This window comes from Streptomyces sp. SLBN-31 (genome assembly GCF_006715395.1).
Taxonomy (GTDB): Bacteria; Actinomycetota; Actinomycetes; order Streptomycetales; family Streptomycetaceae; genus Streptomyces.
In genome coordinates, this window is sequence record NZ_VFNC01000002.1 from 524,223 (window position 1) to 547,309 (window position 23,087).

Annotated in this window: 24 protein-coding genes and 1 pseudogene; 9 read left to right on the forward strand and 16 right to left on the reverse strand. The window is 71.2% G+C overall.

All coding sequences use genetic code 11. From position 1 onward, the window contains the following. Positions 1-53: 53 nt before the first annotated feature. Positions 54-455, forward strand: coding sequence for a VOC family protein (locus FBY22_RS22335; RefSeq protein WP_142148626.1), 402 nt, complete (start codon positions 54-56; stop codon positions 453-455). On the opposite strand, the gene FBY22_RS22340 is transcribed toward FBY22_RS22335, so the two are convergent. Then, the gene (locus FBY22_RS22340) at positions 449-640 is read right to left on the reverse strand and encodes a hypothetical protein (protein WP_142148628.1); all 192 of its coding nucleotides are present in this window, start codon (positions 638-640) and stop codon (positions 449-451) included. The genes FBY22_RS22335 and FBY22_RS22340 overlap by 7 nt on opposite strands. Positions 641-740: 100 nt before the next feature. Next, positions 741-1,757: a YihY/virulence factor BrkB family protein gene (locus FBY22_RS22345; protein WP_142148630.1), complete on the reverse strand. Its 1,017-nt coding sequence runs from the start codon at positions 1,755-1,757 to the stop codon at positions 741-743. 477 nt (positions 1,758-2,234) lie between these two features. Here FBY22_RS22345 and FBY22_RS22350 point away from each other — a divergent pair, with 477 nt between their 5' ends. Next, entirely contained in the window at positions 2,235-4,022 is a 1,788-nt protein-coding gene (locus tag FBY22_RS22350; RefSeq protein ID WP_142148632.1) for a glycoside hydrolase family 15 protein, read from the forward strand. A gap of 61 nt (positions 4,023-4,083) precedes the next feature. Continuing rightward, positions 4,084-4,434: a hypothetical protein gene (locus FBY22_RS22355; RefSeq protein WP_142148634.1), complete on the forward strand. Its 351-nt coding sequence runs from the start codon at positions 4,084-4,086 to the stop codon at positions 4,432-4,434. Between the two features lie 24 nt (positions 4,435-4,458). Here the strand turns inward: FBY22_RS22355 and FBY22_RS22360 are convergent, their stop codons facing one another. From FBY22_RS22360 to FBY22_RS22370, 3 genes are all read right to left on the reverse strand, one after another. Beyond that, entirely contained in the window at positions 4,459-5,181 is a 723-nt protein-coding gene (locus FBY22_RS22360) for a flavodoxin family protein (protein ID WP_142148636.1), read from the reverse strand. A gap of 154 nt (positions 5,182-5,335) precedes the next feature. Next, positions 5,336-6,412 carry a YihY/virulence factor BrkB family protein gene (locus FBY22_RS22365; protein ID WP_142148638.1) on the reverse strand — a complete coding sequence of 359 codons (1,077 nt, stop codon included), beginning with the start codon at positions 6,410-6,412 and terminating at the stop codon, positions 5,336-5,338. Between the two features lie 69 nt (positions 6,413-6,481). Continuing rightward, entirely contained in the window at positions 6,482-7,249 is a 768-nt protein-coding gene (locus FBY22_RS22370) for a hypothetical protein (protein ID WP_260845070.1), read from the reverse strand. A gap of 406 nt (positions 7,250-7,655) precedes the next feature. Between FBY22_RS22370 and FBY22_RS22380 the strand changes: the two genes are divergently transcribed. Then, positions 7,656-8,444: an SAM-dependent methyltransferase gene (locus FBY22_RS22380; RefSeq protein WP_142148642.1), complete on the forward strand. Its 789-nt coding sequence runs from the start codon at positions 7,656-7,658 to the stop codon at positions 8,442-8,444. 4 nt (positions 8,445-8,448) lie between these two features. On the opposite strand, the gene FBY22_RS22385 is transcribed toward FBY22_RS22380, so the two are convergent. Further along, complete coding sequence (locus FBY22_RS22385; protein ID WP_260845071.1) at positions 8,449-8,976, reverse strand: hypothetical protein; 528 nt, start codon at positions 8,974-8,976, stop codon at positions 8,449-8,451. A 1-nt stretch (position 8,977) separates the two neighbouring features. After that, entirely contained in the window at positions 8,978-9,433 is a 456-nt protein-coding gene (locus tag FBY22_RS22390; RefSeq protein ID WP_174267238.1) for an ATP-binding protein, read from the reverse strand. A gap of 250 nt (positions 9,434-9,683) precedes the next feature. On the opposite strand from FBY22_RS22390, the gene FBY22_RS22395 reads away from it, so the two are divergent. Then, positions 9,684-9,905, forward strand: a complete 222-nt coding sequence (locus FBY22_RS22395) for a DUF397 domain-containing protein (RefSeq protein WP_142152456.1) — start codon at positions 9,684-9,686, stop codon at positions 9,903-9,905. A gap of 94 nt (positions 9,906-9,999) precedes the next feature. Then, positions 10,000-10,920 (forward strand): helix-turn-helix transcriptional regulator, encoded by a 921-nt coding sequence (locus FBY22_RS22400; RefSeq protein WP_142148644.1) that lies wholly within the window; start codon positions 10,000-10,002, stop codon positions 10,918-10,920. A 52-nt stretch (positions 10,921-10,972) separates the two neighbouring features. Here the strand turns inward: FBY22_RS22400 and FBY22_RS22405 are convergent, their stop codons facing one another. The 5 genes from FBY22_RS22405 to FBY22_RS22420 all read right to left on the reverse strand — a co-directional run bounded on the left by FBY22_RS22405 (position 10,973) and on the right by FBY22_RS22420 (position 15,956). Continuing rightward, entirely contained in the window at positions 10,973-11,791 is an 819-nt protein-coding gene (locus FBY22_RS22405; protein WP_142152457.1) for an SAM-dependent methyltransferase, read from the reverse strand. Between the two features lie 226 nt (positions 11,792-12,017). After that, on the reverse strand, positions 12,018-14,651 hold the full coding sequence (locus FBY22_RS22410; RefSeq protein WP_142148646.1) for an alpha-L-rhamnosidase C-terminal domain-containing protein: 2,634 nt from the start codon (positions 14,649-14,651) through the stop codon (positions 12,018-12,020). A gap of 288 nt (positions 14,652-14,939) precedes the next feature. Then, positions 14,940-15,113 (reverse strand): hypothetical protein, encoded by a 174-nt coding sequence (locus tag FBY22_RS44270; RefSeq protein ID WP_174267240.1) that lies wholly within the window; start codon positions 15,111-15,113, stop codon positions 14,940-14,942. A 34-nt stretch (positions 15,114-15,147) separates the two neighbouring features. Beyond that, positions 15,148-15,504: a PRC-barrel domain-containing protein gene (locus FBY22_RS22415; protein WP_142152458.1), complete on the reverse strand. Its 357-nt coding sequence runs from the start codon at positions 15,502-15,504 to the stop codon at positions 15,148-15,150. Between the two features lie 134 nt (positions 15,505-15,638). Beyond that, positions 15,639-15,956: a hypothetical protein gene (locus FBY22_RS22420; RefSeq protein WP_142148647.1), complete on the reverse strand. Its 318-nt coding sequence runs from the start codon at positions 15,954-15,956 to the stop codon at positions 15,639-15,641. 174 nt (positions 15,957-16,130) lie between these two features. Here FBY22_RS22420 and FBY22_RS22425 point away from each other — a divergent pair, with 174 nt between their 5' ends. Together FBY22_RS22425 and FBY22_RS22430 are read left to right on the forward strand one after the other, a co-directional pair. After that, complete coding sequence (locus FBY22_RS22425) at positions 16,131-16,700, forward strand: GIY-YIG nuclease family protein (RefSeq protein WP_260845072.1); 570 nt, start codon at positions 16,131-16,133, stop codon at positions 16,698-16,700. A 139-nt stretch (positions 16,701-16,839) separates the two neighbouring features. Continuing rightward, the gene (locus FBY22_RS22430; protein WP_142148649.1) at positions 16,840-18,906 is read left to right on the forward strand and encodes a SpoIIE family protein phosphatase; all 2,067 of its coding nucleotides are present in this window, start codon (positions 16,840-16,842) and stop codon (positions 18,904-18,906) included. Between the two features lie 18 nt (positions 18,907-18,924). On the opposite strand, the gene FBY22_RS22435 is transcribed toward FBY22_RS22430, so the two are convergent. Beyond that, a complete protein-coding gene (locus FBY22_RS22435) occupies positions 18,925-19,689 on the reverse strand; it encodes a DUF4097 family beta strand repeat-containing protein (RefSeq protein WP_142148651.1) in 765 nt (254 codons plus the stop codon). A 134-nt stretch (positions 19,690-19,823) separates the two neighbouring features. Between FBY22_RS22435 and FBY22_RS22440 the strand changes: the two genes are divergently transcribed. After that, a complete protein-coding gene (locus FBY22_RS22440) occupies positions 19,824-20,033 on the forward strand; it encodes a DUF4177 domain-containing protein (protein ID WP_142148653.1) in 210 nt (69 codons plus the stop codon). An 18-nt stretch (positions 20,034-20,051) separates the two neighbouring features. Here the strand turns inward: FBY22_RS22440 and FBY22_RS22445 are convergent, their stop codons facing one another. The 3 genes and pseudogenes from FBY22_RS22445 to FBY22_RS22455 all read right to left on the reverse strand — a co-directional run bounded on the left by FBY22_RS22445 (position 20,052) and on the right by FBY22_RS22455 (position 22,994). Further along, positions 20,052-21,116: a P1 family peptidase gene (locus tag FBY22_RS22445; RefSeq protein ID WP_142148655.1), complete on the reverse strand. Its 1,065-nt coding sequence runs from the start codon at positions 21,114-21,116 to the stop codon at positions 20,052-20,054. Between the two features lie 48 nt (positions 21,117-21,164). After that, positions 21,165-22,001 carry a lysozyme gene (locus FBY22_RS22450; RefSeq protein ID WP_260845073.1) on the reverse strand — a complete coding sequence of 279 codons (837 nt, stop codon included), beginning with the start codon at positions 21,999-22,001 and terminating at the stop codon, positions 21,165-21,167. Between the two features lie 90 nt (positions 22,002-22,091). Further along, positions 22,092-22,994, reverse strand: a pseudogene (locus FBY22_RS22455) (PfkB family carbohydrate kinase). Between the last annotated feature and the right edge of the window lie 93 nt (positions 22,995-23,087).

Below are 23,087 nucleotides of genomic sequence, written 5' to 3' on the forward strand. Positions count from 1 at the left end.
AGTGCAGCGCTTTTGCGGCGCGAAGAAGTTGCACGCCAGCCAGGGAGATCACCATGGAGTTCGTCTCGATCCGCATCATCACCGGCGACGTCGCGCGTCTCGTCGAGTTCTACGAACGGGCCACCGGACTACGGGCGGTCCGGGCCACCGAGGACTTCGCCGAGATCAGGACGCCGCTCGCCACCCTCGCGATCGCCGGTACCCGTACCGTCCCGTTGTTCGCCCCGGACTCCGCCCGCCCGGCGGCGAACCAGAGCGTGATCACCGAGTTCCTCGTCGACGACGTGGACCGTGTGCACGAGAATCTGACCGGTTACGTCACCGACTTCGTGACCGAGCCGACTACGATGCCCTGGGGCAACCGGTCGCTGCTGTTCCGCGACCCCGACGGCAATATCGTCAACTTCTTCACGCCAGTCACTCCGGCGGCCATCGAGAAGTTCCGGAGTCACTGACTCCCGGTGTCCTGGTCCGGCGCTTCGGCCAGAGACCGTTCTTCCTCGTCCTCGTCGTCGCGTTCCCCCTCCGCCTGGGAGGGAGTCGTCCAGGGCGGGTCGTAGTCGGGGCGGGTTCCGGGCGACTCGGGCGCCGTGTCGTCGTCCCGCTCGCCCTCGGCCTGGGATGGTGTGTGCTCGCTCATCGGCTGGCCTCCGCAGGATCGTCCGGCGTGCCGCCCGGGTGCCCGAGCCGCCGACCGCCAAACGGTCCGCCGCACGGAAGGGGACGACCGACGCCGGACGCTACGGTCCTTCCTCCTCCGGCAGGTCGTCGCCCAGCGGTTTCGGCGGCGGCTCGAAGCGCACGCGTACCTTCTGGAAGCCCTTGAAGGTCTCGGTCTCGGCATACGACCGGTAGGCGCGACGGTCGCCCGGACTGAGCAGCACCTGGTCGGTGAACGGAGTCAACAGGCTGCGCGGCCACAGACGCATCACGCGGACCGAGCTCACCTCGGCCGTCGTCAGGAAGATCAGGGCGCCGAGGTACAGCCAGGCCAGCAGGCCGAGGACGATGCCGAACATGCCGTAGGTGGCCGTGGCGCCCCGCAGGACGTGGTCGACGTAGTACGAGCCGCCCCACTGCAGCAGCTGCCAGGCGCAGGCGCCGCCGAGCGTGGCGCCGTAGAGCTTTCGCGCCGGGAGCCGGCGGTGGGTCAGCACTCGGTAGGCGAGCAGGAGCAGAGCGGCGTTGAGGACGGCCGCCCCCAGTGCGGCGCCGACCCGGATGCCGGTGGCCAGGCGGGTGCCGAAGACGCTGGCGGCGGACTCCGCGGTGGTCAGCCCGGTGGCCACGCACAGCCCGACCGCGAGGATCGACAGGAACATCAGGCCCTTCAGCCGTGAGCGCAGCGGATCGGGCCGCGCGTGCCGGGGCACCGCCCAGATCTTGTTGAGCGCGTACTGCGCGGCCTGGGCCACGCCGAGCGCGCCGTAGAGGCAGCCCGCGATGCCCACCGCCAGCGCGGCGCCATTGGCGTGGAAGGAGTGGACGTTCTCGCCGATCTGGTCGCCGATGACGGGAAACTCGCTGAGCGCGGAGTCGATGACGCGCTGCCGCAGTCCCGGGTCGCCGTGGAGCAGCGCTCCCAGGACGGCGACGAGTATCAGCAGCAGCGGGAAGAGGGACAGGAAGGCGTAGTAGGCCAGGAGCGCCGCGAGGTAGGTGACCTGGTCGTCGTAGAACTTGTACACAACTCCCAGCGGCAGGCCCACCCAGCGGTGGCGTCGCTGGTAGGCATCCACGCGGGCCAGAAGTCCCATGGGTCCCACCCGACGCGAGGTCAGTTCTTCTCCGTGAGGCCCGCGCGGGCGGCGGCGAGGTGCAGGAAGGCGTGGTCCGGCGCCCGGGCGACGGCGAAGTCGAGCGGCCCGAGGGCCTCAGGCTGCGTGCGCGCTTCCATGTACCTCACCATCCAGTTCCCGGCGTTCCGGGCCGACACCTTGGAGTACCCGTAGGAGTGCAGGTCAAGCGGTCGCGGCGGGAGCGACTTCCCCGTCCCCGGGCGGACGTTTCCGGCCACGGCACTCGGGTACTCCCCGGTCACCCGGTGGCCTCGGAGACGGAGCCGCGTACATGACGGGCCGGGTTCGACGGCATGTTCGGATTCCTGGGCGGCCCGTCACCGACCGACGGAGCCGAGCCTCGCGAGGCCGCCGGGCGTGCAGGTTCCGGGCGTTGTCGGTCCGGCCGGAGCACCGACCGGTTTCCGTCCGACCAGCCCGGCAGGTCCGAGCCGGATGGATGACATGGCCGATACGCCCGCCTCCACGGAAGACAGCGACTGCCCACCATGGGTGCTGCGCGAATACGCCGTGCTGGCGGACGGCGAGCGCGGCGCGGTCGTCGATCCGGAGGGCAGGATCGTCTGGCTGTGCGCCCCGCGCTGGCACGACGACGCCGTCTTCTCCGCGTTGATCGGCGGCTCGGGGCATTTCGCGGTGGAACCGGCCGACCGCTGGCACGTGTGGGGCGGCGCCTACGCCGAGGGCTCCCTGATCTGGGTGAACCGGTGGGTGAGCCCGGACTCCGTGATCGAATGCCGTGACGCCCTGGCGCTGCCCGCCTCCCCCGACCGTCTCGTCCTGCTGCGCCGGATGCGGGTCGTACGGGGTGAGGCGCGGCTGCGGCTGAGCCTGGACGCGCGTCCTGGCTTCGGCGCACACCGGATGCGCGACCCGCGCCTGGAAGACGGGACCTGGGTCGCGCAGGCCAAGGGGTTGCGGCTGAGGCTCCTCGGAGCACGGCACGCCTCCTGGGACCCCGAGTCGGGTCTGCGCGGTGAGTTCCACCTGCGCCGGGGCGAGGAGCACGACCTGGTGCTGGAGATCACCAGCGGTGACGAAGCGCCCCGCCTGGACGCCGCGCAGCTGTGGCACACCACGGAGCGCGCATGGCGTCGCCGAGTCCCGGGCTGCTCCGGACTCGCCGCGCCCCGTGACGCCGGCCATGCGTACGCCGTGCTGGGCGGGCTGACCGCCGGTAGCGGTGCCATGGTCGCCGCCGCCACGACCTCGCTGCCCGAGCGGGCCAACTCCGGGCGCAGCTACGACTACCGGTACGCCTGGATTCGCGACCAGTGCTACGCCGGTCTGGCCGTCGCCGCGCACGGACCGCACGAACTGCTCGACGACGCGGTCCGCTTCACCACCGAACGCGTTCTGGCCGACGGGGACCGCCTGCGGCCCGCCTACACCGTCACCGGCGACCCGATGCCGCGCGAGCAGTCACTTCCGCTGCCCGGCTATCCCGGCGGCAGCGACCGCGTCGGCAACCGGGCGGGCGACCAGTTCCAGCTCGACGCCTTCGGCGAGGTGCTCCAGCTGTTCACCGCCGCCGCCCGCCACGACCGGTTCACCCCCGACACCGAAGAGGCGGCCCGGGTCGCGGTGCGCGCGATCGAACGCAACTGGACGCGGCCGGACGCCGGGCTGTGGGAGCTGGAGGACCGCTGGTGGACCCACTCCCGGCTGAGCGTGGTCTGCGGTCTGCGCCGGATCGCCGAGGTGCTGCCCGGCGCCGACGGCCGCCGCTGCGGCGACCTGGCCGACGCCATCGACGCCGAGACCCGGCGTCGCTGCCTGCACCCCGACGGGTACTGGCGCAGGGCCGCCAGCGACGACGGCCCCGAGGCCGCTCTCCTCGTGCCCATCGCGCGCGGGCTGCACGCCTCGGGCGATCCCACCGGCACGGCCACCCGTGACTTCATCGTGGACCGGCTGGCCGAGGACGGATACCTTTACCGCTTCGACCACGCCGGGGTCCCTCTCGGCGAGGCCGAGGGCGCCTTCCTGCTCTGCGGGTTCGCCATGGCGCTCGCGACGCACCGCCTCGGTGACCGGGTCGGCGCCTTCCGGTGGTTCGAGCGGACCCGGTCGGCCTGCGGTCCGTCGGGGCTGTACGCGGAGGAGTACGACGTACGTCAACGGCAGCTGCGCGGCAACCTGCCCCAGGCCTTCGTCCACGCCCTGCTGCTGGAGTGCGCGGTCCGCCTCTCCGACACCGCTCTGCACAACTCATTCCCCTGATTCACACAATCCCCTTGGGGTACTTCCGCTGTGAACGACCGCAAATGGAGGGGATCAGGGCATGGTGTCTCATACGTTCGAACGTGGCGTCCTCGTCGTGACCGTCGAAAGTGATCCCGGAATCGCCCGGCGCGCCACGCTCACGACGGAGATCAGTGATCTTATCCATGCCTACAGGCCGATGCCCGTGGTCGTGGTCCTCGAGGAGGGGGCCACAGGAGCGCCGGTGGTCAGCGCGGTGTTGCGCGCCCATCGTATGTGCGCCCGTCTCGGCGTCCTGATGTCCGTGGCCACCCACAGCGCGCCCGCCCGCCGGCTGCTGGAGGCCGACGCCGACGGCGTCAGCCCCCGCCTGGTCGTCCACGCCCGCACCGACACCGCCATCGACGCGGCCTTCGTCGCGGCGGCATGAGAACCGAAGAGGGGCGGACAGGGCTCAGCGGTAGTCGGGGTTGGGGGCGTCGAAGCGGCAGCCCGCGTCCCACTCCGAGCGCTGGTTGCCGTGGGCCGGGAAACCCTTGGCGCGCTTGAGCATGGCGCCCAGGTGCATGAGGTTCCAGGTCATGAAGGTCGTGTTGCGGTTGGTGAAGTCGTTCTCCGGACCGCCCGACCCGGGGTCCAGATACGAGGGACCCGGCCCCGCCGGCCCGATCCAGCCGGCGTCGGCCTGCGGCGGGATGCTGTAGCCGAGGTGCTGGAGGCTGTAGAGGATGTTCATCGCGCAGTGCTTCACGCCGTCCTCGTTGCCGGTGATCAGGCAGCCGCCGACACGGCCGTAATAGGCGTACTGGCCTTCGGAGTTGAGCAGGCCCGAGCAGCTGTAGAGCCGTTCGATCACCTGCTTGGTGACCGAGCTGTTGTCGCCCAGCCAGATCGGTCCGGCGATCACCAGGATGTCGGCGGCCATGACCTTCTCGTACAACGCCGGCCACTCGTCCGTCGCGAAGCCGTGTTCGGTCATGTCCGGGTAGACGCCGGGGGCGAGGTCGTGGTCGACGGCGCGGATCACGTCCGTACGCACCCCGCGCGACATCATGATCGCGCGGCTCTTGTCGATCAGGCCCTGGGTGTGGCTCTGCTGGGGTGACGGCTTGAGCGTGCAGTTGATGAACAGGGCGGTGAGGTCGTCGAAGCGGTAGCTGTCGTCGGTCGCGTTCACGGTGACTCCTCCAGCGGGGCTGCGGTCCCTCCCGGACGGGACGGCTTCAGCCGCAGCCTCTCGCGTGGATCTCCGTTTGTCGCGCTTTGTCGGTCAAGCGTCATCGTTCCGACCGATGTGGCGCACCCTGGGCCGACCGTCGGCCGCGGCGCGGTCAGTCGGCCTGCAGCCGGCGGACGTCCTCCTCGTCCCAGGTGCGGGTGTCGCGGGGCTGGGTGTAGGGCTCGCGCTCGGGCGGGAGGCCGCCGGCGATGGCCCGCTGCCGTACGCTCTCGGCGTCGAACTCCAGGCCCAGGAGGATCGCGAGGTTGCTGATCCACAGCCAGACGAGGAAGACGATGACGCCCGCCATAGTGCCGTACGTCTTGTTGTACGAGGCGAAGTTGGCGACGTAGAACGCGAAGCCGGCGGAGGCGGCCAGCCAGATCAGCAGGGCCAGCAGGCTGCCCGGGGTGATCCAGCGGAAGCCCTTCACCTTGGCGTTCGGGGTGGCCCAGTACAGGATCGCGATCATCACTGTCACCAGCAGGACGAGGACGGGCCACTTGGCGATCGCCCAGACCGTCAGCGCGCTGTCACCGATGCCGAGTGCCTGCCCGGCCTGGCGGGCCAGTCCTCCGGTGAAGACGACGATCAGCGCGCTGATCACCGCCAGCACCATGAGCACGACCGTCACCCCGACGCGTACCGGCAGTACCTTCCACACCGGCCGGCCCTCCGGCATGTCGTAGACGGCGTTCGCGGCGCGGATGAAGGCGGCCACGTAGCCGGACGCCGACCAGATCGCCAGCACGATGCCGACGATGGCCATGACCGAGCCGATCCCGGAGTTGTTCTGCAGCTGTTCGACCGCCCGGGTGATGATGTCCCGCGCCGAGCCGGGGGCCAGCTGTTTGAGGTTGGAGAGCACCTTGTCGGTGGCGGACTTGCCGGTGATGCCCAGCAGGGACACCAGTACCAGCAGAGCCGGGAACAGGGACAGCACCCCGTAGTAGGTGAGCGCCGCCGCCCGGTCGGTGAGTTCGTCGTCCTTGAACTCCTTCAGGCTGCCCTTGAAAACGGCACCCCAGGCACCCTTCGGCATCTTCGTCGGGGTGTCGGGGGCAGCCTGTTCGACCTCCCCGTCGGGTCCTGCCTCCTGCGGCGAAGGCACCCGGGAGTCCGGGTGGTCGTCGCGGTGGTCGTCGCGGTGGTCCTGGTCTTTCCGTCCCGGAAGATGCAGCTTCGCCATGCCTGCCGGGTAACCCGGTGACGCCGCCTCAAGCCGGGGTAATCCGAAGGGAAGACGTCCCTGGCCGGCTCAGGGCCGCGGCGTTTCCGGCTGATCCAGCGTGAACACCGTGATCCACTCGGCGTCCGCGGCGTGGTAGCCGAGCCCGACCAGGGCCTCGGAGGCGGCGCGCATGTGCCCGGCGCCGTAGACGACGGCGACGGAGAAGGGACCGGTGCGTCCCGCGTAGGCACCGTCGAGGTCGGTCAGGGCCTTGGTCAGCAGCCGGTCCCGGCGTCGCAGCACCAGGTCGTCCAGGCCCGGCCAGAGGTCGGCCGCGGCCTCCTCGCCCTCGCTCATCAGGTCCTCGACGGTGAGGTGCCGGGCGAGCCAGCGGCGAGTCCCCAACAGTCGCATGCCGGCCGTGACGGCGGGGACGAGGGTGGCCACCATCGCGCGTTCCTTCCACGGCAGGCGCCCGTACCCCTCCTGGAACCGGGCGCCGCTCATGTCCGGGCACACCACCGGCAGCCCGAGCGCGTCGAAGCCGAGGTCCTGCACCACCAGGCCCAGGCGTTCGTGACCGTCGAGTCGGCGGTACGAGGCGACGAGGGCGTCGGCGCCGGGTGAGCCCTCCCCGATCCCCTCCGCGACCACCAGGTCGCAGCTGCGACGCAGCCGTGCCGTCACCTCCTGGTAGAAGGCCGCCTCCGCGAGGTGGACCATGGGGAAGAGCACGAACGTCAGGCCCGTCCCCGGCTTCGTGAACCGGATGACGGCCGATCGCACCCCGGCCAGCCCGGTCACTTCGATGAACTGCACGTCCGCCCCCTCCGTCACCGGCCTTCTGCCTGTCATCACGCCAAAGGTGCCTGGGAAGTTGCCGGGCGCCGGTCCGAACGCCCGCTGGGGGCGAGGGGTCAGTCGAGCCTGATCTCGGGGTGGTAGAGGTCGAGCCACAGCGCGAGGTCGAGGGCGCGTTCCAGGCCGCGCCGTTCGGCCTGCGTTCTCACGGTGGTCTCGCGGTGTGCGGCGCGGTGCAGGCGGTCGCGGTCGACGAGGCGCAGGCGCGAAACCCTTGGACGCCGGTGGCGCCGCAGCCGTCCCCACGGGAATCGGCCACAGGCAAAATCTTCTTCAACTCTCAGGGCGTTCCCCGGCGGTTCGCGAAGCAGCCCGACTCCTCTCGCGCCACGGCGAGATGACACGTGAGTACGATGATCGAAGACTCGGCCCGTCCCGAACCCGCCCCGATGGAGCTGCCATGACGACCGGCCCCCAGTCCTCCGGCCGGATCGACACCGGCCGACCGCACCCCGCACGGGTCTACGACTGGCTGCTCGGCGGCAAGGACAACTACCCGGTCGACGAGGCCGTCGGAGAGCAACTGCCCCCCGAGGCACGGGACGCGGCCCGGCAGAACCGGGAGTTCATGCACCGGGCCGCCGCATGGCTCGCCGCCCAGGGCATCGACCAGTTCCTGGACATCGGCACTGGGATCCCCACCGAGCCGAACCTCCATCAGATCGTGCAGGAGATCGCACCGGCGGCGAAGGTCGTCTACGCCGACAACGACCCGATCGTGCTGCGCCATGCCGAGGCGCTGCTGATCAGCCACCCCGAGGGGGTCACCGACTACATCGAGGCCGACGTACGGCACCCGGAGGGCATCGTCGAACACGCCCGCCACGTCCTCGACTTCGACCGGCCCATCGCGCTGTCGCTCATCGCGCTGATGCACTTCATCACCGACGAGCAGGACGCCCACGGCATCGTCCGCAACCTGGTGGCCACGCTTCCGCCAGGCAGCTATCTGGTGCTGTCGCACGCCGCGTCGGACCTCTTCCCGGAGCTCGCCGAACGCGTCACGGCCGAGTACGCCAAGGGCGGCATCCAGCTCGGCTTCCGCACCCGCGCCGAGGTGGAGCGCTTCTTCGACGGTCTGGAACTCGTGCCGCCCGGCCTGGTCACCGCCACCGAGTGGGCAACCTCCACCCCGTCCGCGCAGGCGGAGGGCAGCGGCATCTACGCGGGCGTGGCCCGGGTCGGCTGAGACCTCAGTCGGCCAGAGTGGCGGCGAGTTCCTTGGTGGCGTGGACGACTTCGGCGTCCCGCTCGGCCAACAGACGCGGAATCACGCCGCGTTGGGCTCTCACCGCGCTGCGGGCCGCGCACTCCCATTCGACGTGGTGGCCATGGTGACGGCGGAGCTTCGGGAAGGCGGCGACGGTGGTCTCCCACTGACGGGCGTCGGCGATGTTGCGCAGGAGCCGGAGGATCTGCGCCCGGCAGGTGGTCTGCGGCCGTTGCGCGAGGTCCCACAAGAAGGGGACCGTGACAGCGGTCGCCTGGCCGACGACGAAACCGTACTGACAGATGCGATGTTGCAGCCGCTCCAGCGCGTTGCGGGCGGCGGGCGCGTCACCTGAGGCGACGGCTGCGAGCAGGAAGGGGATGGCCGCGGCGGACCCCGAGACGTCCTCGATGTCGCGCCAGGAGACGAGGCCGACGTCCCGGAGCCCTACGGGGAACCTCTCCCCCGCCACCGGATACTGAGCGCCGCGGACCCCAACGTGTGACGTCATGTCAGGCGGGGGCCTCTGTGGGCAGTATGGCCCAGACCGTCTTGCCCGACGGGGTGTAGCGGGTCCAGCCCCAGTGCTGCGCCAGCGCCTCGACCAGGAACAGACCGCGTCCGTGCTCCTGGAAGGAGTCCGGGGCGTGCGGGCTCACGGGCACGGCGTCGCTCCGGTCGGTGACCGCGCATACCAGCTGAGTCGGCCGGCGCGTGAGCCTCAGGCGCACGTCGGGCTCTCTCTCGTCACCCGTCCCACATCGTCGGGCGTGCAGCATGGCGTTGGCCGTCAGCTCGGAGACGACCATCAGGGCGTCGTCGACACACCCGTCCAGTCCCCAGTCGAGGAGCGCGCGTTCGGTGAACACGCGCGCCTGGCCGCATCCGGTGAGATCCCCGGACAGGCACAGCTGGACCGTCCTGGGTGCGGCGGGCCGGGTGGTACCGGTGACTGCGGCCCGTCCCACCGGGAACGCAGTGGGACCGGACCAGGGTGCTGGGTGCGCGGGGAGCGACACGGCATCTCCTGAAGTGACGTCAGGACGGGGCAGGCATGAAGGTCGGCGTCGTGGTTAGTATCCACCCTGAGAGCGACTCCGTGCAATTTCACGAGAAATTGCGCGCAGTTCCAGCCAGCCAGCGTCACTTGGGACCGGGCCGCCTCGAAAGCGGGCGACCGCGTGGCGCGACACATGCGAGGAGAGAGCGGTGTCATCGATTCCGAACGGGGTGCGGGCCAGCTCACTGGACGTCCGCTGGCTCAAGAGCCGGCACAGCAACGCCGAGGGCAACTGCGTCGAGGTCGCGGCCCTGGCCGAGGGGGGCGTGGCGATGCGCAACTCCCGTGACCCGAACGGGCCCGCGCTGATCTACACGCCGGCCGAAGTGGCCGCGTTCCTGGCGGGCGTCAGGGACGGCGAGTTCGACCACCTGCTGTGACGGCACGGACGCAATCTCTTCCGCCTGCGCCTACGGCAGGAGGCCTACAGATGCGATAATGCATGCTGTTGCCCACTGCCCACTGGGAGTCAGGATGCCCTCCGAGTCACCCCGCGTCTCCCGCCTCGAACCGTACCTGGACCGCACCGAGCCCGCGCCGACTCTGCTGAAGATGCTGGTCGGCGTGCAGCTGGCAGGCTTTCGCGAGGACGCCGGACTCCCTCAGGAACAGGCCGCCCGTGCCGTGGGGTTCAGCCCGGCGAAACTGTCGCGCATCGAGGCGGGTAAGGGACGCAGGCCGCCCACCGAGGCGGATGTGCGAGCCCTGCTGGAGCTCTACAAGACGGAGGAGTACGAGACCTCGGTGCTGCTGCAACTGCTGCGGCGTGCCGGGGAACCAGGGTGGTGGCAGCGCTTCGACAAGCGTCTGATGCCGGAGTGGTTCGACAGGCTGGTCGGACTCCAGGAAGCGGCCGACTCCATCCGTACGTTCGAGATCCAGTACGTTCCCGGACTGCTGCAGACTCCCGCCTACACCCGTGCCGTGGTGCAGCGCGGACTGCCCTCCGCCCCGGCCCGCGAGGTGGAGCGACGCGTCGAACTACGCACGAAGCGCGCCGAGTTGCTGCGGCGGGCCGACCCGCCACAGCTGTGGGCCGTCGTCGACGAGTCCGTGCTGCTGCGCGTCCTGGGCAGCCGGGAGATCATGCGCGAGCAGCTGGAGCACCTGATCGTCATGGCCCAACTGCCGCACGTGACGCTCCAGATCGTCCCGCTGGACGTGACCAACGCCTCCGCGCCGGCCATCCCCGTCACCTATCTGCGCTTCGGCGGACTCGACCTGCCGGACGTCGTCTACCTGGAGCACATCAAGAGCGCCACGTTCCTGGAGGACCGCGACGAGACGGAGCAGTACCGGGTGACCCTGGACCAACTGGCGGACGACGCCCTCGATCCGCGCCAGTCCCTGGCGCGCCTGCGCGAGACGGCCGAACAGCGCTACGGCGTGGTGTGAGCCCTGGTCCGACAGCGGCTACGGCGTCGGGTGAGCCGCGGTCCGGTGACGGCTACCGGATCCGGCCCACTCCGCCGAACTCGATCCACTCCTGGGTGGCCTGGCGAGGGGCCACGTCGGTGTCGGGCCGCCAGGTGGACACCTCCACCAGGCCCGGTTCGAGGATCTCGAGCCCCTCGAACCACTCGGCGACGTCCTTCTCCTGGCGCACCCGGCCCCAGTGGCCCTGCGTCGCCTGGTCCATGAAGTTCGTGACGAAGTCCCGGACCTCCGGGTCCTCGCTGACCAGCTGACACATCAGCAGACAGCTGCCCGGCACGAGCCGTTCGGCCACCCTGCGCACCACCGCCATGGGTCCGTCGGTCTCGCTGTCCGGGATGCAGTGGAACACCGAGTTGAACAGCACCGCCACCGGCTGCGAGAAGTCGATCAGCCGCTTGGTGTCCGGGTGGGAGAATATCTCCTCGGTGTCGCGCAGGTCGGCCTGGATGACGGCGGTGCGGTCGTTCTGGTCCAGCAGGGCGCGGCCGTGCACCAGGACCATCGGGTCGTTGTCGACGTACACCACCTTCGACTGCGGATCGATCCGCTGCGCCACTTGGTGCACGTTGTCCTGGGTGGGCAGCCCTGATCCGTGGTCCAGGAACTGCCGGATGCCGTACTCCTTGGCCAGCTGTCCGACCGCCCGCTGCAGGAAGCGCCGGTTGTTCAGGGCCAGCGCCCGCGTGCTGGGCACCACCTTGTCCAGTTCCTCGCAGGCGGCCCGGTCCACGGCGTAGTTGTCCTTGCCGCCCAGGTAGTGGTCGTACATGCGCGCCGCCGTCGGAACCGTGGCATCGATCTTGGTGGACAGCCGCTTCCCGGACTCCATCGTCTCCCCCAGCCGCAGGTCGCGCACCGAAGTCTCCGGCGCGCCAGACAACCCATCCTAGGGAGAAGGCACTTCACTCGGCCACCTCCTTGGCCCGGCTGCCCGCTCCGATATGGAAGGAGGGCATGCAATCGGCGTCCGGCCCCCCTCGCCGGACCTTCGGCCCACTGTGTGCCGCCCCGGTCCTCGCGAGGGTGGCCTCTTGAGCGGCCACGCCGAGCAGCGGTCAGTTCTCGCGCCGGGCGGTGAAGTCGTGTGTTCCCGGGCCCAGTCCGGAGATCGTCACGCTTCCGTCGACGACTCCGACCCCTTCGGACGCGGCGTGGCGACCGTCCCACAGCGTGCGGCCGCGGGCCCGCACGGTCAGCCCTCGGCCGTCCCCCGGCAGGACGAGCGTGCCCCGCGTCCCTCTCGGCACGTCGAGAGCGATGTGGAAGGTCCTCCCGGAGTTCTCCCAGGCGACCCGCAAGGCACCGTGCGGGGTGGGCAGTTGGCCCTGTGCCCAGGCGACGTCGCCCGGCTGCGGACGCACCTCCCAGGTGGCGTATCCGGGCGAGGTCGGTCTCGCCCCCAGCAGATGGTGGGTCAGGGCCGGCAGGACACCGGTGGACCAGCCGTGGGCCATGCTGGTGTAGGCGTCCTCATACAGGGATCCGCCGGGGCCGATGCCCTCCCAGTGCGTGACGCCGGGGTCATGCCCGTCCATCCACCCGTAGGTGCGCCGGATCTGGTCGAGCGCGGAGTCCGCGCGCCCGGTGAGGAAGCGGGCCACGATCTCCGGGTACGACGTGAAGGCGTACACCCGCTGGGACGCGCCGGCGAAGAGCGTGTCGTTGTCCATGAACGCGTTGCCGTACGGCAGTTGGGTCGTGGCGTCGAGATGGGCGAGGGCCGACGCCGCCCGCCCGTCGTCGGCGACGCCCGCGGTGACGGCGAGGGAGTTGCCGTCCTGGGCGTGGCGCGCGGCCCCGGTGGCGGAGTCGAGGTAGGCGCCCGTGTCGGCGTCCCACAGGTGCGTGTTGATCGCGTCGGTGACCGCCTCGGCGCGCTTCGTCCAGCGGGCCGCGTCGGAGTCGTGGCCCAGCAGCCGGGCGAGTCGCGCGGCGTCCCTGAGGGCCTGGACGTACAGGACGTTGTAGTAGGTGACCCGGCCGGTGCGGCCCAGGAACGCGTAGTCGCCGTAGCCCCCGGTGCCGTTGAGCCCCTTGCTGAGCAGGCCGGCCTCGTCGGTGACGCTCGGGTACCAGGTGTCCAGCGCCTTCACCAGGTTCGGGTGGTAGCGGGCCGCGTACGCCCGGTCCCCGGTGTACAGCACGTAGTCCCAGCTGCAGGTGACCCACCACAGGGGATAGTCGAACAGCGGGAGCGTGTAGCCGGAGATGGAGGCGGGCGGTATCCAGCCGTCGGCGCGCTGGTGGTCGGCGAGATCGGCGAGCACGTTGCGTGCGGCGGCCGCCGCGTCGTCGTGGGTGAGATACAGCGTCCGCGCCGAGACGGCGAGATCGCCCACGTACGGGTCGCGGTCGCGTTTGGCCCCGTCGTGCAGGACGAGTCTGCCTTCGAGCGAGGCGCTCCAGGCGCCGCGCGGGTCGACGTCGTCCTGACGGAAGGTGTCGGTGACGAGCTCGTTGGTGTAGGCGGCGCCGTACCAGTAGCGGTTGAGGTCGTCGTCGGAGCAGAGGAACCATCCGCGGTAGGTGCCGGGCGTGCCCCGGTAGGCGGTGAAGTCCAGACCGACGGAGTCGATCTCGACCGTTCCCCAGGGCTGGGCCGCGGGAGCGTCGGACGGCAGGGCGTCGAGGGTGATCCGCAGGTAGCGGAAGCCGTGCAGGCCGTCGGCGTAGACCTTGTCGCCCACCTGGAAGCCCTTGTGGTCGGTCCAGTCGGCGCCCTGCGGCGGGACGGCGAACTGGTCGGTGCCCTGGCCCGCGCCGCCCGACTGGTCGGAGCGGGTGAAGTCGGAGCGGTCGCTGAGGAAGCGCCGGGTCTCCGAGAACGCCAGGCGCACCCCCGGCGCGTTGTCGGAGGCGGAGGAGAAGCGGACGCGCGGGTAGCCGACGACGACCTTGCCGAAGTCCACCGTGACGGCGGGCGGCGGCGCCGGTGGGTCGACCGGCTCGGGCCACACCTCGTTGATCCTGGTGAACGCCCCGCGAGGGGTGTCCTGCACAGCGGTCACGGTGATGCGCACCCGGCTCACCGGGGCCGGGGTGGGGAAGGGCACCGCCCGTTGGGTGACATCGTTGTCGGTGACCGTGGCGGCGGTCGTCCAGGCGCCGTCCGTCCACACGTCGACCGTGAACGCGGTGGGCACCCCGTCGCTGTTGGAGATCACCGTGATGCCGGACAGCTGCCGGGCCTCGGGCATGGTGATGGTGAGGACGTCGGGGAACGCGGCAAGGGTGTCGTCGTTCCAGAAGGTGTCGGGGTCGCCGTCGATGGCGTTGGTGGCGTCGTAGGTGCGCGGTCGCCCGTCGTTGCCGTTGTTGCCGGCGTGCGCGGTCGAGGCCTCGGCGGTGGTGCCCGCCGGCCAGCGGGGCGCGGGGGCGGGCTGCGGGCGGCGCAGCACGGTGACGGCACCGCCGGGTCTCAGCAGCGCGTCCGGGTCGCGTACGTCGCCGGTGGGGTCGAGCACCCGCTCGGGCCGTACGGTCCGGGACGCTGGGCCGTGCACATAGCGCTGCCACCCGGTCCCCGGGCGGGGGGCTCTGGTCACGGTGTCGGCCTCGGGTGCCGCGGCGGCGGGTGCCGTACCCGGGGGGCCGACGGTCAGGGCTGCGGCTGCGGCGCCCGCCGCGATGACGGCGCGGCGGCGCGGGCCGGGTGGTACGGGGTTCTCCGACGTGCTGCTCGATGTCATGGCACCTCGTCCTCGCTCGAAGGCGGCTTCTGCCCCCTGCTGGTGCGCATCGAAGAAGATCAGTGACATTGAAACGATTCAATGCGCTGGGGCAGGGCGACGTTATCCCATGACCCGAACCACGTACAGACACCGCGCAACTTCTCGGCGCGGGACCAGGTGTTGGCCATGCGGAGCCGGTGCTGGTGCCAGTACCGGTTTCGGTACCGGCACGCGTTCCAATACCGGGATGGCGCGTCCCGGTCCCGGTACGGGGACGGCGATCCGGTATCCCCCGCGCGCCCGTCCTCAGCGCGCGATGCGGTGCTTCCTGCCACCCCGGCGGAAGCGCATGGCGGCGTAGACCAGGTCGGCGAGCAGCACGGCAGCGCCGATGATCAGCAGCCAGAACAGGCCGTGTGCGGCGAACCCGATGATGCCCAGGACGAGGGCCACGAGGACGAGGAAGAGGAAGAGGCTCATCGGCACTCCCGGCGGCTTCGGCGGATGACTGGTGTCAGCGGCGGGCGAGGCGGCGTTCACCGCCGCTTCCCGGCAGGTAGTCGAGTTCGTAGTGCGCGAAGATGTCGGGCTCGTCCGAGGCCGGCAGCTCACCGTCGGTGTCGATCGTGGGGGCCTTCTTCACCACGTCCTTGGGGTGGACGATCTTCAGATAGCCAGGTCCCACGGTCGCGCCGGGCAGCGGCGCGAAGACCAGGCGCCGACGCGTGGGGAGCCCCACGGTCACCGTCGCGAAGAAGGGCTGGTCGGTCGCGGTGTCCACGTAGATCGCCTCCAGGACACCGATCTTGTTTCCGTTCGGGTCGACCACGTCGTGGCCACGCCATTCACGGATGTCGCTTGCCTCGAACATCATGAACCTCCGCCTTGGGGTTACCCCCGACTACGTTCCCGATGTCTTGCCGGACGAGTCCGGCTCGACGTCTCGTCACGGTGACGCCGAGCCTCGTCTCCGCCCCGCTGTGGCGGCCGGCCGTGCCGCGGAGCTCAGTCGTCGGAGTCGATGCCCGTGATCACCGCCGGCCCGAGCGGCGCGCTGCCCTCGTCGAGCCCGACGGAGTCCAGGGCCGCCTCCGCGTACCGGCGGGCCTCCCGTTCGGCCTCCGGGCCGGTGGCCGCGTCGACCGTGACGCGGACGGTGAAGGTGCCGTCGTCGTTGACGGTGAGGACGTCGAGATCCTGCTCGTTGCCCATGTGCGTGCGGTGCGGGTCCGCCGGGCGCAGGGCCCGGGCGAGTTCGGCCTGTGTCTGCTGCCCGGCGTCGCCGGTGAAGGTCCCCGGCACCGAGATGACGTACGTCGTCACTGTTCTCCTCCCTCGGTCCCTTTCCGTCTACCCCGCTCGGGCGTCAAGATCCCGGGCGGTTCCGGCGAGCCGCCCGGCGGGGCGCCCGGTCCGTCGCGCGAGGGCCGGTGTCAGACCCTCGTGAGAGCGTGAGGAGACCGGCACCGTGCGCGTAGAGCCGAGGAGGGCCGCGTGATGGCGGACGTCGATGCGCGGTTTCTGCGCGGCCTGTTCGACGAGGAGGGCAGCCTGCACGCGGGCGGCCGGACGGCGCTTTACCGGCTGTACGGCCTGGAGGGTCTGCTGTATGTCGGGATCTCGGTGGCGCCGCTCACCCGCGTGCGCACCCACCTGCGGGAGCAGCCGTGGCGATCACTCGTGGTCGGGATACGGATCGACTACCCCGAGGACGCGGAGGCCGCCGAACGCGAGGCCGTGTGGAGCGAGCACCCCAAGTACAACGTGATCTTCAACGGTGTGCGTCCGCCCCCTCCCCCGGACCGTGTCGCCCGGCTGAGGAACGAACTCTCCCTGGAGCGGCGGCGGCTGGCGGAGTTCGAGGCGGCCGTGCCCGAGTCGACGACCCATCTGAGGCTGATCGTTCGCGCGATCGAGGCGAAGCAGGCCAGGATCGCCGGGCTGCTGGCACGGCTGGAGGAGGCCGAGGCCGGGCGTCGTGAGGTTCCGGAGCAGGTGAGGCGGGTCGAACGACGGGTTTTCGGCAGCGGTCCGGACGGGCCGCAGGGGGCGGGTTCCGCGCAGTGATCAGCAGCGGTCCCGACGGGCCGCGGTTTCGCCGTCCGCGGACCGGATGCAGCATGGAAGTGCCGTTGCTCGGAACCCGGGAGTTCGGCGTGGCCGGAAAGCGGCGCCTGATTCCACGGACGGTGGAGGTGGTTTCCGGATGGCAGCCGAATCGTTCCCGCCCGAAGGGGATGCGCACGGCATCGACACACCCCCGCCCACCCGGCTGCTGGATGTCCTCAGCGTGGCCGCGACCGTCGTCGACGCCGACGGACGCATCGTGTTCTGGACCCCGCAGGCCGAGGAGCTCTTCGGGTACAGCGCCCAGGAGGCACTGGGCAAGTACGCCGCCCGGCTGTTCATCCACCCCGAGCACCTGAAGGCCGTGGTCAGGCTGTTCACGGAGGTACTGGAGACGGGCCGCAGCTGGGCGGGCGCCTTCCCCATCCGGCACAAGGACGGCAGCACGCGGCTGATGGAGTTCCGCAACATGCGGCTCCAGGACGATCTCGGAGACCTCTACGCCCTGGGCATCGCCGCCGACCACAACCTGCTCCAGCGTGTCGAGACCGATCTGGCGCTGTGCGAGAAGCTGATCGACCAGTCGCCGATCGGCCTGGCCCTCCTCGACCCCGACCTGCGGCACGTCCTGGTCAACCCGGCGCTGGCCCGCATCGACGGCATGTCCGCCGAGGACCATGTCGGCCGCGGGCTGCGGGAGACGCTGCCGCTGCCCGACATCGACACCATCGAGTCCGCGCTGCGCCGGGTGCTGACCACGGGCATGCCGCTGCTCGACCAGTACCACGTGGGCCGTCTGTCGGTGGACGCCGAGAAGGATCGCGCCTGGTCGCTGTCCTTCTACCGACTGGAGGACCCCGGCGGGCGGGTCCTGGGCGCGGCCATGTCGGTCGTCGACGTCACCGAACGCCACCGTGCGGCGGCCGAGGCCGACCGGGCCCGGCGGCGGCTCGCGCTGATCGCCGACGCCTCCGTGCGCGTCGGCACCACACTGGAGGTGGAGGAGACGGCCCGGGAACTGGCGGAGATCACGGTGCCCCAGCTCGCCGACGTGGTCGCGGTGGACATCCTCGACTCCGCGCTGGCCTGCCGCCGCTCTCGCAAGCCGGACGACGGTCCCGAACTCTTCCGCGCCCTGGCGCTCAAGGCGGCCCATCCGTCCGAGGCGCTGCGCGCGGCCGATCCCCCGGGCGGACTCGCCGCCTACGACGGGGACAGGCTGGTCACGTTGTGCGTCCACTCCGGCCGTCCGGTGCTGGTGCGGCACGTCGACGCCCAGGACCTGCCGCGCATCGCCCGGGACGCCGAGGCCGGGTCCCTGCTGGCCCGCGCCGGGGTCCACTCGTACCTCGCGGTGCCGCTGATCGCCCACGGCGAGGTGATCGGTGCCCTCGACCTCAAGCGCACCCGCAATCCGATCCCCTTCGACGAGGACGACGTCGTCCTCGCCACCGAACTGGCCGGACGCGCGGCCGTGGCCATCGACAACGCCCGCTGGTTCCAGAGCGTGCGGAACACCGCCCTCACGTTGCAGCGCAGCCTGCTGCCCGACCATCCGCTCGAGCACTCGGGGCTGGAGCTGGCCTCCCGCTACCAGCCCGCCCAGGCCACCAGTGAGGTCGGCGGCGACTGGTACGACGTCATTCCGCTGAGCGACGACAAGACCGCCCTGGTCGTCGGGGACGTCATGGGCAACGGCATCGACGCGGCCGCCACCATGGGCCGGCTGCGCACCGCCACCTGCGCCTACGCCGACCTCGATCTCGAACCCGCCGACGTGCTCCAGCACCTCGACAAGATCACCTGCGATCTGGAGCACTACATCGTCACCTGCCTGTACGCCGTGTACGACCCCCGCACGAGGCTGTGCCACCTCGCCAACGCCGGCCACATGCCGCCCGCGGTCGCCCACCCGGGCCGCTCCCCGGAGCTGCTCGACCTGCCCTCCGGGGCGCCGCTCGGCGTCGGCGGCATCTCCTTCCAGGCCTCCACGGTGCGCCTCGACCCCGGTGATCTGCTGGTGCTCTACACCGACGGCCTCGTCGAGACCCGGCACCACCCCATCGACGACCGGCTCGACGTCCTCCTGAGCTTCCTCGACGAGCCCCAGCGCCCCCTCGAGGAGACCTGCGACCTCCTGCTGTACGGTCTGCGCCACCCCGACGACCACGACGATGTCGCGCTGCTGATCGCGCGGGCCGTCTAGGGCCTGTCGGACATCGGTTCAGCCCATACGTGCCGCTACGTCACCGTTGACCGTGGTCAGCGTCATGTCGGGGCCCCGTTCCGCCGTGTTCGTGGGAAGGTCCGTGGTGGCGTGGCCGTTGTCGGTGTCCGCCGTGATCCGGTAGGCGGGGGCGCCGTGCGGGACGGTGACGTCGACGGAGCCGTTGGTGGTCGTCGCCGTCACGTTCGACGGCGCCGTGGTGCAGGCGAGGACCACGTCGCCGTTGGTGGTCGCCGCGCGTACCCGCTTCGCGTCGAGGTCCGTCGCGTGGACGGAGCCGTTGCGGGTGGCCAGCCGCACGGGCGCGTCCTCACGTCCGGAACGGGTCACTCTCATGTCCCCATTGACGGTGGTGAGGTCCAGTGCGGCGGCGACGCCCGCGGCGTCGATGCCGGCGTTGCGGGCGCTGACGGTCACGCTCAGGCCGTCCGGCACCTTCACATAGGGCATGCGCGGGCACGAGCCGTGGGTCCGGGCCCCGTCTCGGCACGACAGGTCCAGGGTCCAGGTCCGGCCCCGGTGGGACCACTCGGCGTCGACGCGGTCGTCGACGGTCACCCGGTGGCCGTCGGTGGGGCGCAGCCGTAGGCCGTTGTCGGTGGTCACGACGAGGCGGGTGCCCGGTGCGCCGGTCGCGGGAGCTTCTGCCGTAGCCACCGCGGGGGAAGCGGCGTTTTCGTGACCACCGCACGCCGCGCCGAGGGGGAGCACGCTCAGGGTGACGGCCAGGGACAGGACCCGCGTTGTCGACGTCGCCTTCATGTGCGTACGGCTTCCCCCGCATCGCGCCCTCATGGCTGCCACCCCCCGGCGCGGCCCGCGGCTCACCGTGATTGGCTTGCCCCCATCACCGCGGCCGGTACGCGGTCTTCGACAGACAGAAGGACGTTGCAGCCATGAGCCAGGCTTACGAGTACAAGGTCGTCACCTTCCGGGAGTCGCTCATCGGCGACGCGCTGGACAGCGACAAGTTGGAGAAGGCGCTCAACAAGCAGGCGGAGGACGGCTGGCAGCTGAAGGCCATCACCTCCGCGGACGTCAAGGGCCGCATCGGTCCCGGGGCGGTGGAGGGCCTGCTCCTCACCTTCGAACGGCCGCGCGCGTAACCGCGAGGACCTCGGCGGTCATCGCCGCAACAGATCCAGCAGCGGTGCCGCGGGCAGGGGATGGCGGGTGTCCCCGCGCGGGCCCGTCGTCGTCCTGGCCGTCAGCAGTGAGTTCAGGACGGCCTCCTCCACCGCGTCGAGCACCGCGGTGAACAGGGGGTCGAGAGCGCCGTCGGGTACGGCGGCGGGGCCGGCGGGCGTACCCAGTGGATGGGTGCCGAACGCGAGGCCGTAGTCGCCGCTGCCGTGGCCGTAGGCGGCGCCGACCCTGGCCAGGGCGTACACCGCCCGCCGGGCGAGCCGGGTCGACTGGCGTGCGTCCAGGGGCGCGTCGGTCGCGGCCACGACCATGCAGGAGCCCTGTGCCTGGCCCGGTTCGGCAGTGGACAGGCCGACGTCGGCGGGGGTGACCGGGCGGCCCCGGACGCGCAGTGTGCCGTCGAAGTTGGCCTGCACCAGGACGCCGAGGGTGGCCCGTCGGCCGGCGAGCGGCACCCTGCGGGATGAGGTGCCGATGCCGGACTTGAAGCCGAGCGCGACGGTCCCGGTGCCCGCGCCGACGCATCCCTCGGCGACCGGTCCGGCGGCGGCGGTGTCGAGCGCGGCGCGGACGTGTTCCTCGCGCACCGGGCGCGAGCGGATGTCGGACAGCAGGCCGTCGTTGCACTCCCCCACCACCGGATTCAGGCTGCGGATTCCCGCCCCCTCGGGCCGTTCCAGCATCCAGCCGACCAGGGCGTCGGCGACCCGGAAGGCGGACAGGGTCGAGGTGAGCAGGATCGGCGTCTCCAGAGCGCCGAGTTCGGCGATCTGCGTGGTGCCGAGCAGCTTGCCGCAGCCGTTGCCCGCGAACACGCCGGCCGGCAGCGGATGGCCGGGGCCGACGCCGTCGGGCACGATCGCGGTCACGCCGCTGTGGATCAGCGGGGGCCGCACCAGTGTCGTGTGACCGACACGGACGCCGGGCACGTCCGTGATCGCGTTGTGCGGCCCCGTCGGCAAGTCTCCTACGCCCAGGCCGAGTTCACGGGCCCTGCGCGGGACTGGGGGTGACGGGGGCGGTTCCGGTGCGGGCACGCGCATGACCGGCACACTAGCGGCGCCGCCCGGGCCGGTGCGGCACGACGCCGCTCAGTCGTCGGCGAACTGGCGCAGCTTGTCGGCGGTGCCGTTGAACTTGTCGTGGTCGCCGACGGTCTGACCCGACGCGGTGTACTGCCACATCGTGTACGACGACCAGCCCGCCGGCAGCTCCCCGACGGACGAGGCGTACCGGGCGACCCACAGGGGGTTGGACCCGAAGCCGGCGTAGTCGCCGGTGCAGCTCGCCCACCAGGCGGCGGAGGTGTAGATGACGGCGTCGCGACCGGTGCGGGCGCGGTAGCGGTTGAGGAAGTCACGGATCCACGTGACCATGCCGCTCTCGGACTTGCCGTAGCAGGAGTCGCCGTAGGGGTTCCACTCGACGTCCAGGGCGCCGGGCAGGGTGCGTCCGTCGCCGGCCCAGCCGCCGCCGTGGTCGACGAAATAGTCGGCCTGTGCGGTGCCGCTGCTGGAGTCGGGGGTGGCGAAGTGGTAGGCGCCGCGGATCATGCCGGTGTCGTAGGCGCCGTCGTACTGCTGGTCGAAGTAGGGGTTTCGGTAGAACGTGCCCTCCGTGGCCTTGGTGTAGGCCCAATTGACTCCGCTGCTCCACAAGGTGGACCAGGCGACCTCGCGCTGGTGGCTGGAGACGTCGACGCCCTGGCTGTGGACGGTCCGTGTCGTCGGCGGCGAGCTGTCGGGACTGCCGGTGATTCCGTCGTGGGCCATGATGCCGATGCCCATGTAGGCGGTGCCGCGCTCGGGTATGGACTCGCCGGCGGCGGGGGTGGCCGTCACGGCGGACAGGAGGGCGAGGAGGCCGGTGAGGGCGGCGACGAGACGTCGGCGCGCGCGGCCGTGCTGAGCGGATATGGATCTTCGCATGCCATCCATCTGACCCTCGGCGGCGGGCCACCGCACGTCACGTTCGTCCTGGCGTGGCTCGGGCCGTCGCCCCCCGCACGGCGAGCCGGCTCATCCTTCCCGCAGCCAGGCCCGTGTCCCGAACGACGCGCATGCCCGCGCGGCCGTGGCGGCGGAGGCGTGCAGTGCCTCGGCGAAGCCCTGTTCCGTGATCCGGCCCCGCAGCGCGAGGTGATGGGCGAGGGCTCCGTGCAGGACGTCGCCGGCGCCCAGGGTGTCCACGACACGGACCGGGGGCACGTCCACCGTGCCCCCGCCGTCGGGCCCCTGCCAGACCAGGGGCTCCCCTCCCCCGCTGACCGCCGCCCAGGGGACACCGAGCTCCTTCAGGAACCGCAGGGTGTCCGCCGGTGTGTCCGCTCAGGGCGGCCGGAAGTCGGCCGAGCAGACGGCCACCTCGATCGACGCCAGCAGCGTCGGTGTCCCCTCCTTCCAACTGCCGCCGTCGAACAGGGTGGGTCGGCCGGCGGCCCGGGCCCGGCGGGCGGTGGCCACGGCCAGTTCCATGTGGTGGCCGTCGAACTCGACGAGATCGCAGCCGGCGACCAGCGCGTCGAGGTCGTCGGGCGGCGCGAGACGGCGGCCGGTGGCGTTGGTGGAGGCCACCGCCCGGTCCCCGGTCGACGCGGTCACCAGGATGGACGACACGGCGGGTGGCTCGGCCGAGTCGGCCGCCAGGTCGGACACGGTCACGCCGAGCCGGCGCAGGTCCGTCGTGACACCGACGCCCAGCGGATGGGTGCCGACGGCGGTCAGCAGTGTGGCGGCGCCGCCGAGGTGGCTGAAGGTCACGGCCGCGTTCGCCGCCGGCCCGCCCGCGGCGACCTCCTGCCGACGTGCCGTCAGCTTCTCGTTGGGACGCGGCGGGTGATCGACGAGCTGGATGACGTCCAGCGTGCACAGGCCGACGAACAGTCCCGCGGGACGCCTCTCGACACCGGCTGTTCCACCCACGAGCACCTCCTGCCGCCGGACCGCCGTCAGTGTACGAAGCCGCGCCGGGCCAGGGCCTCGGACGACACCCCGGGCGGTGGAGCTGCCGGATGT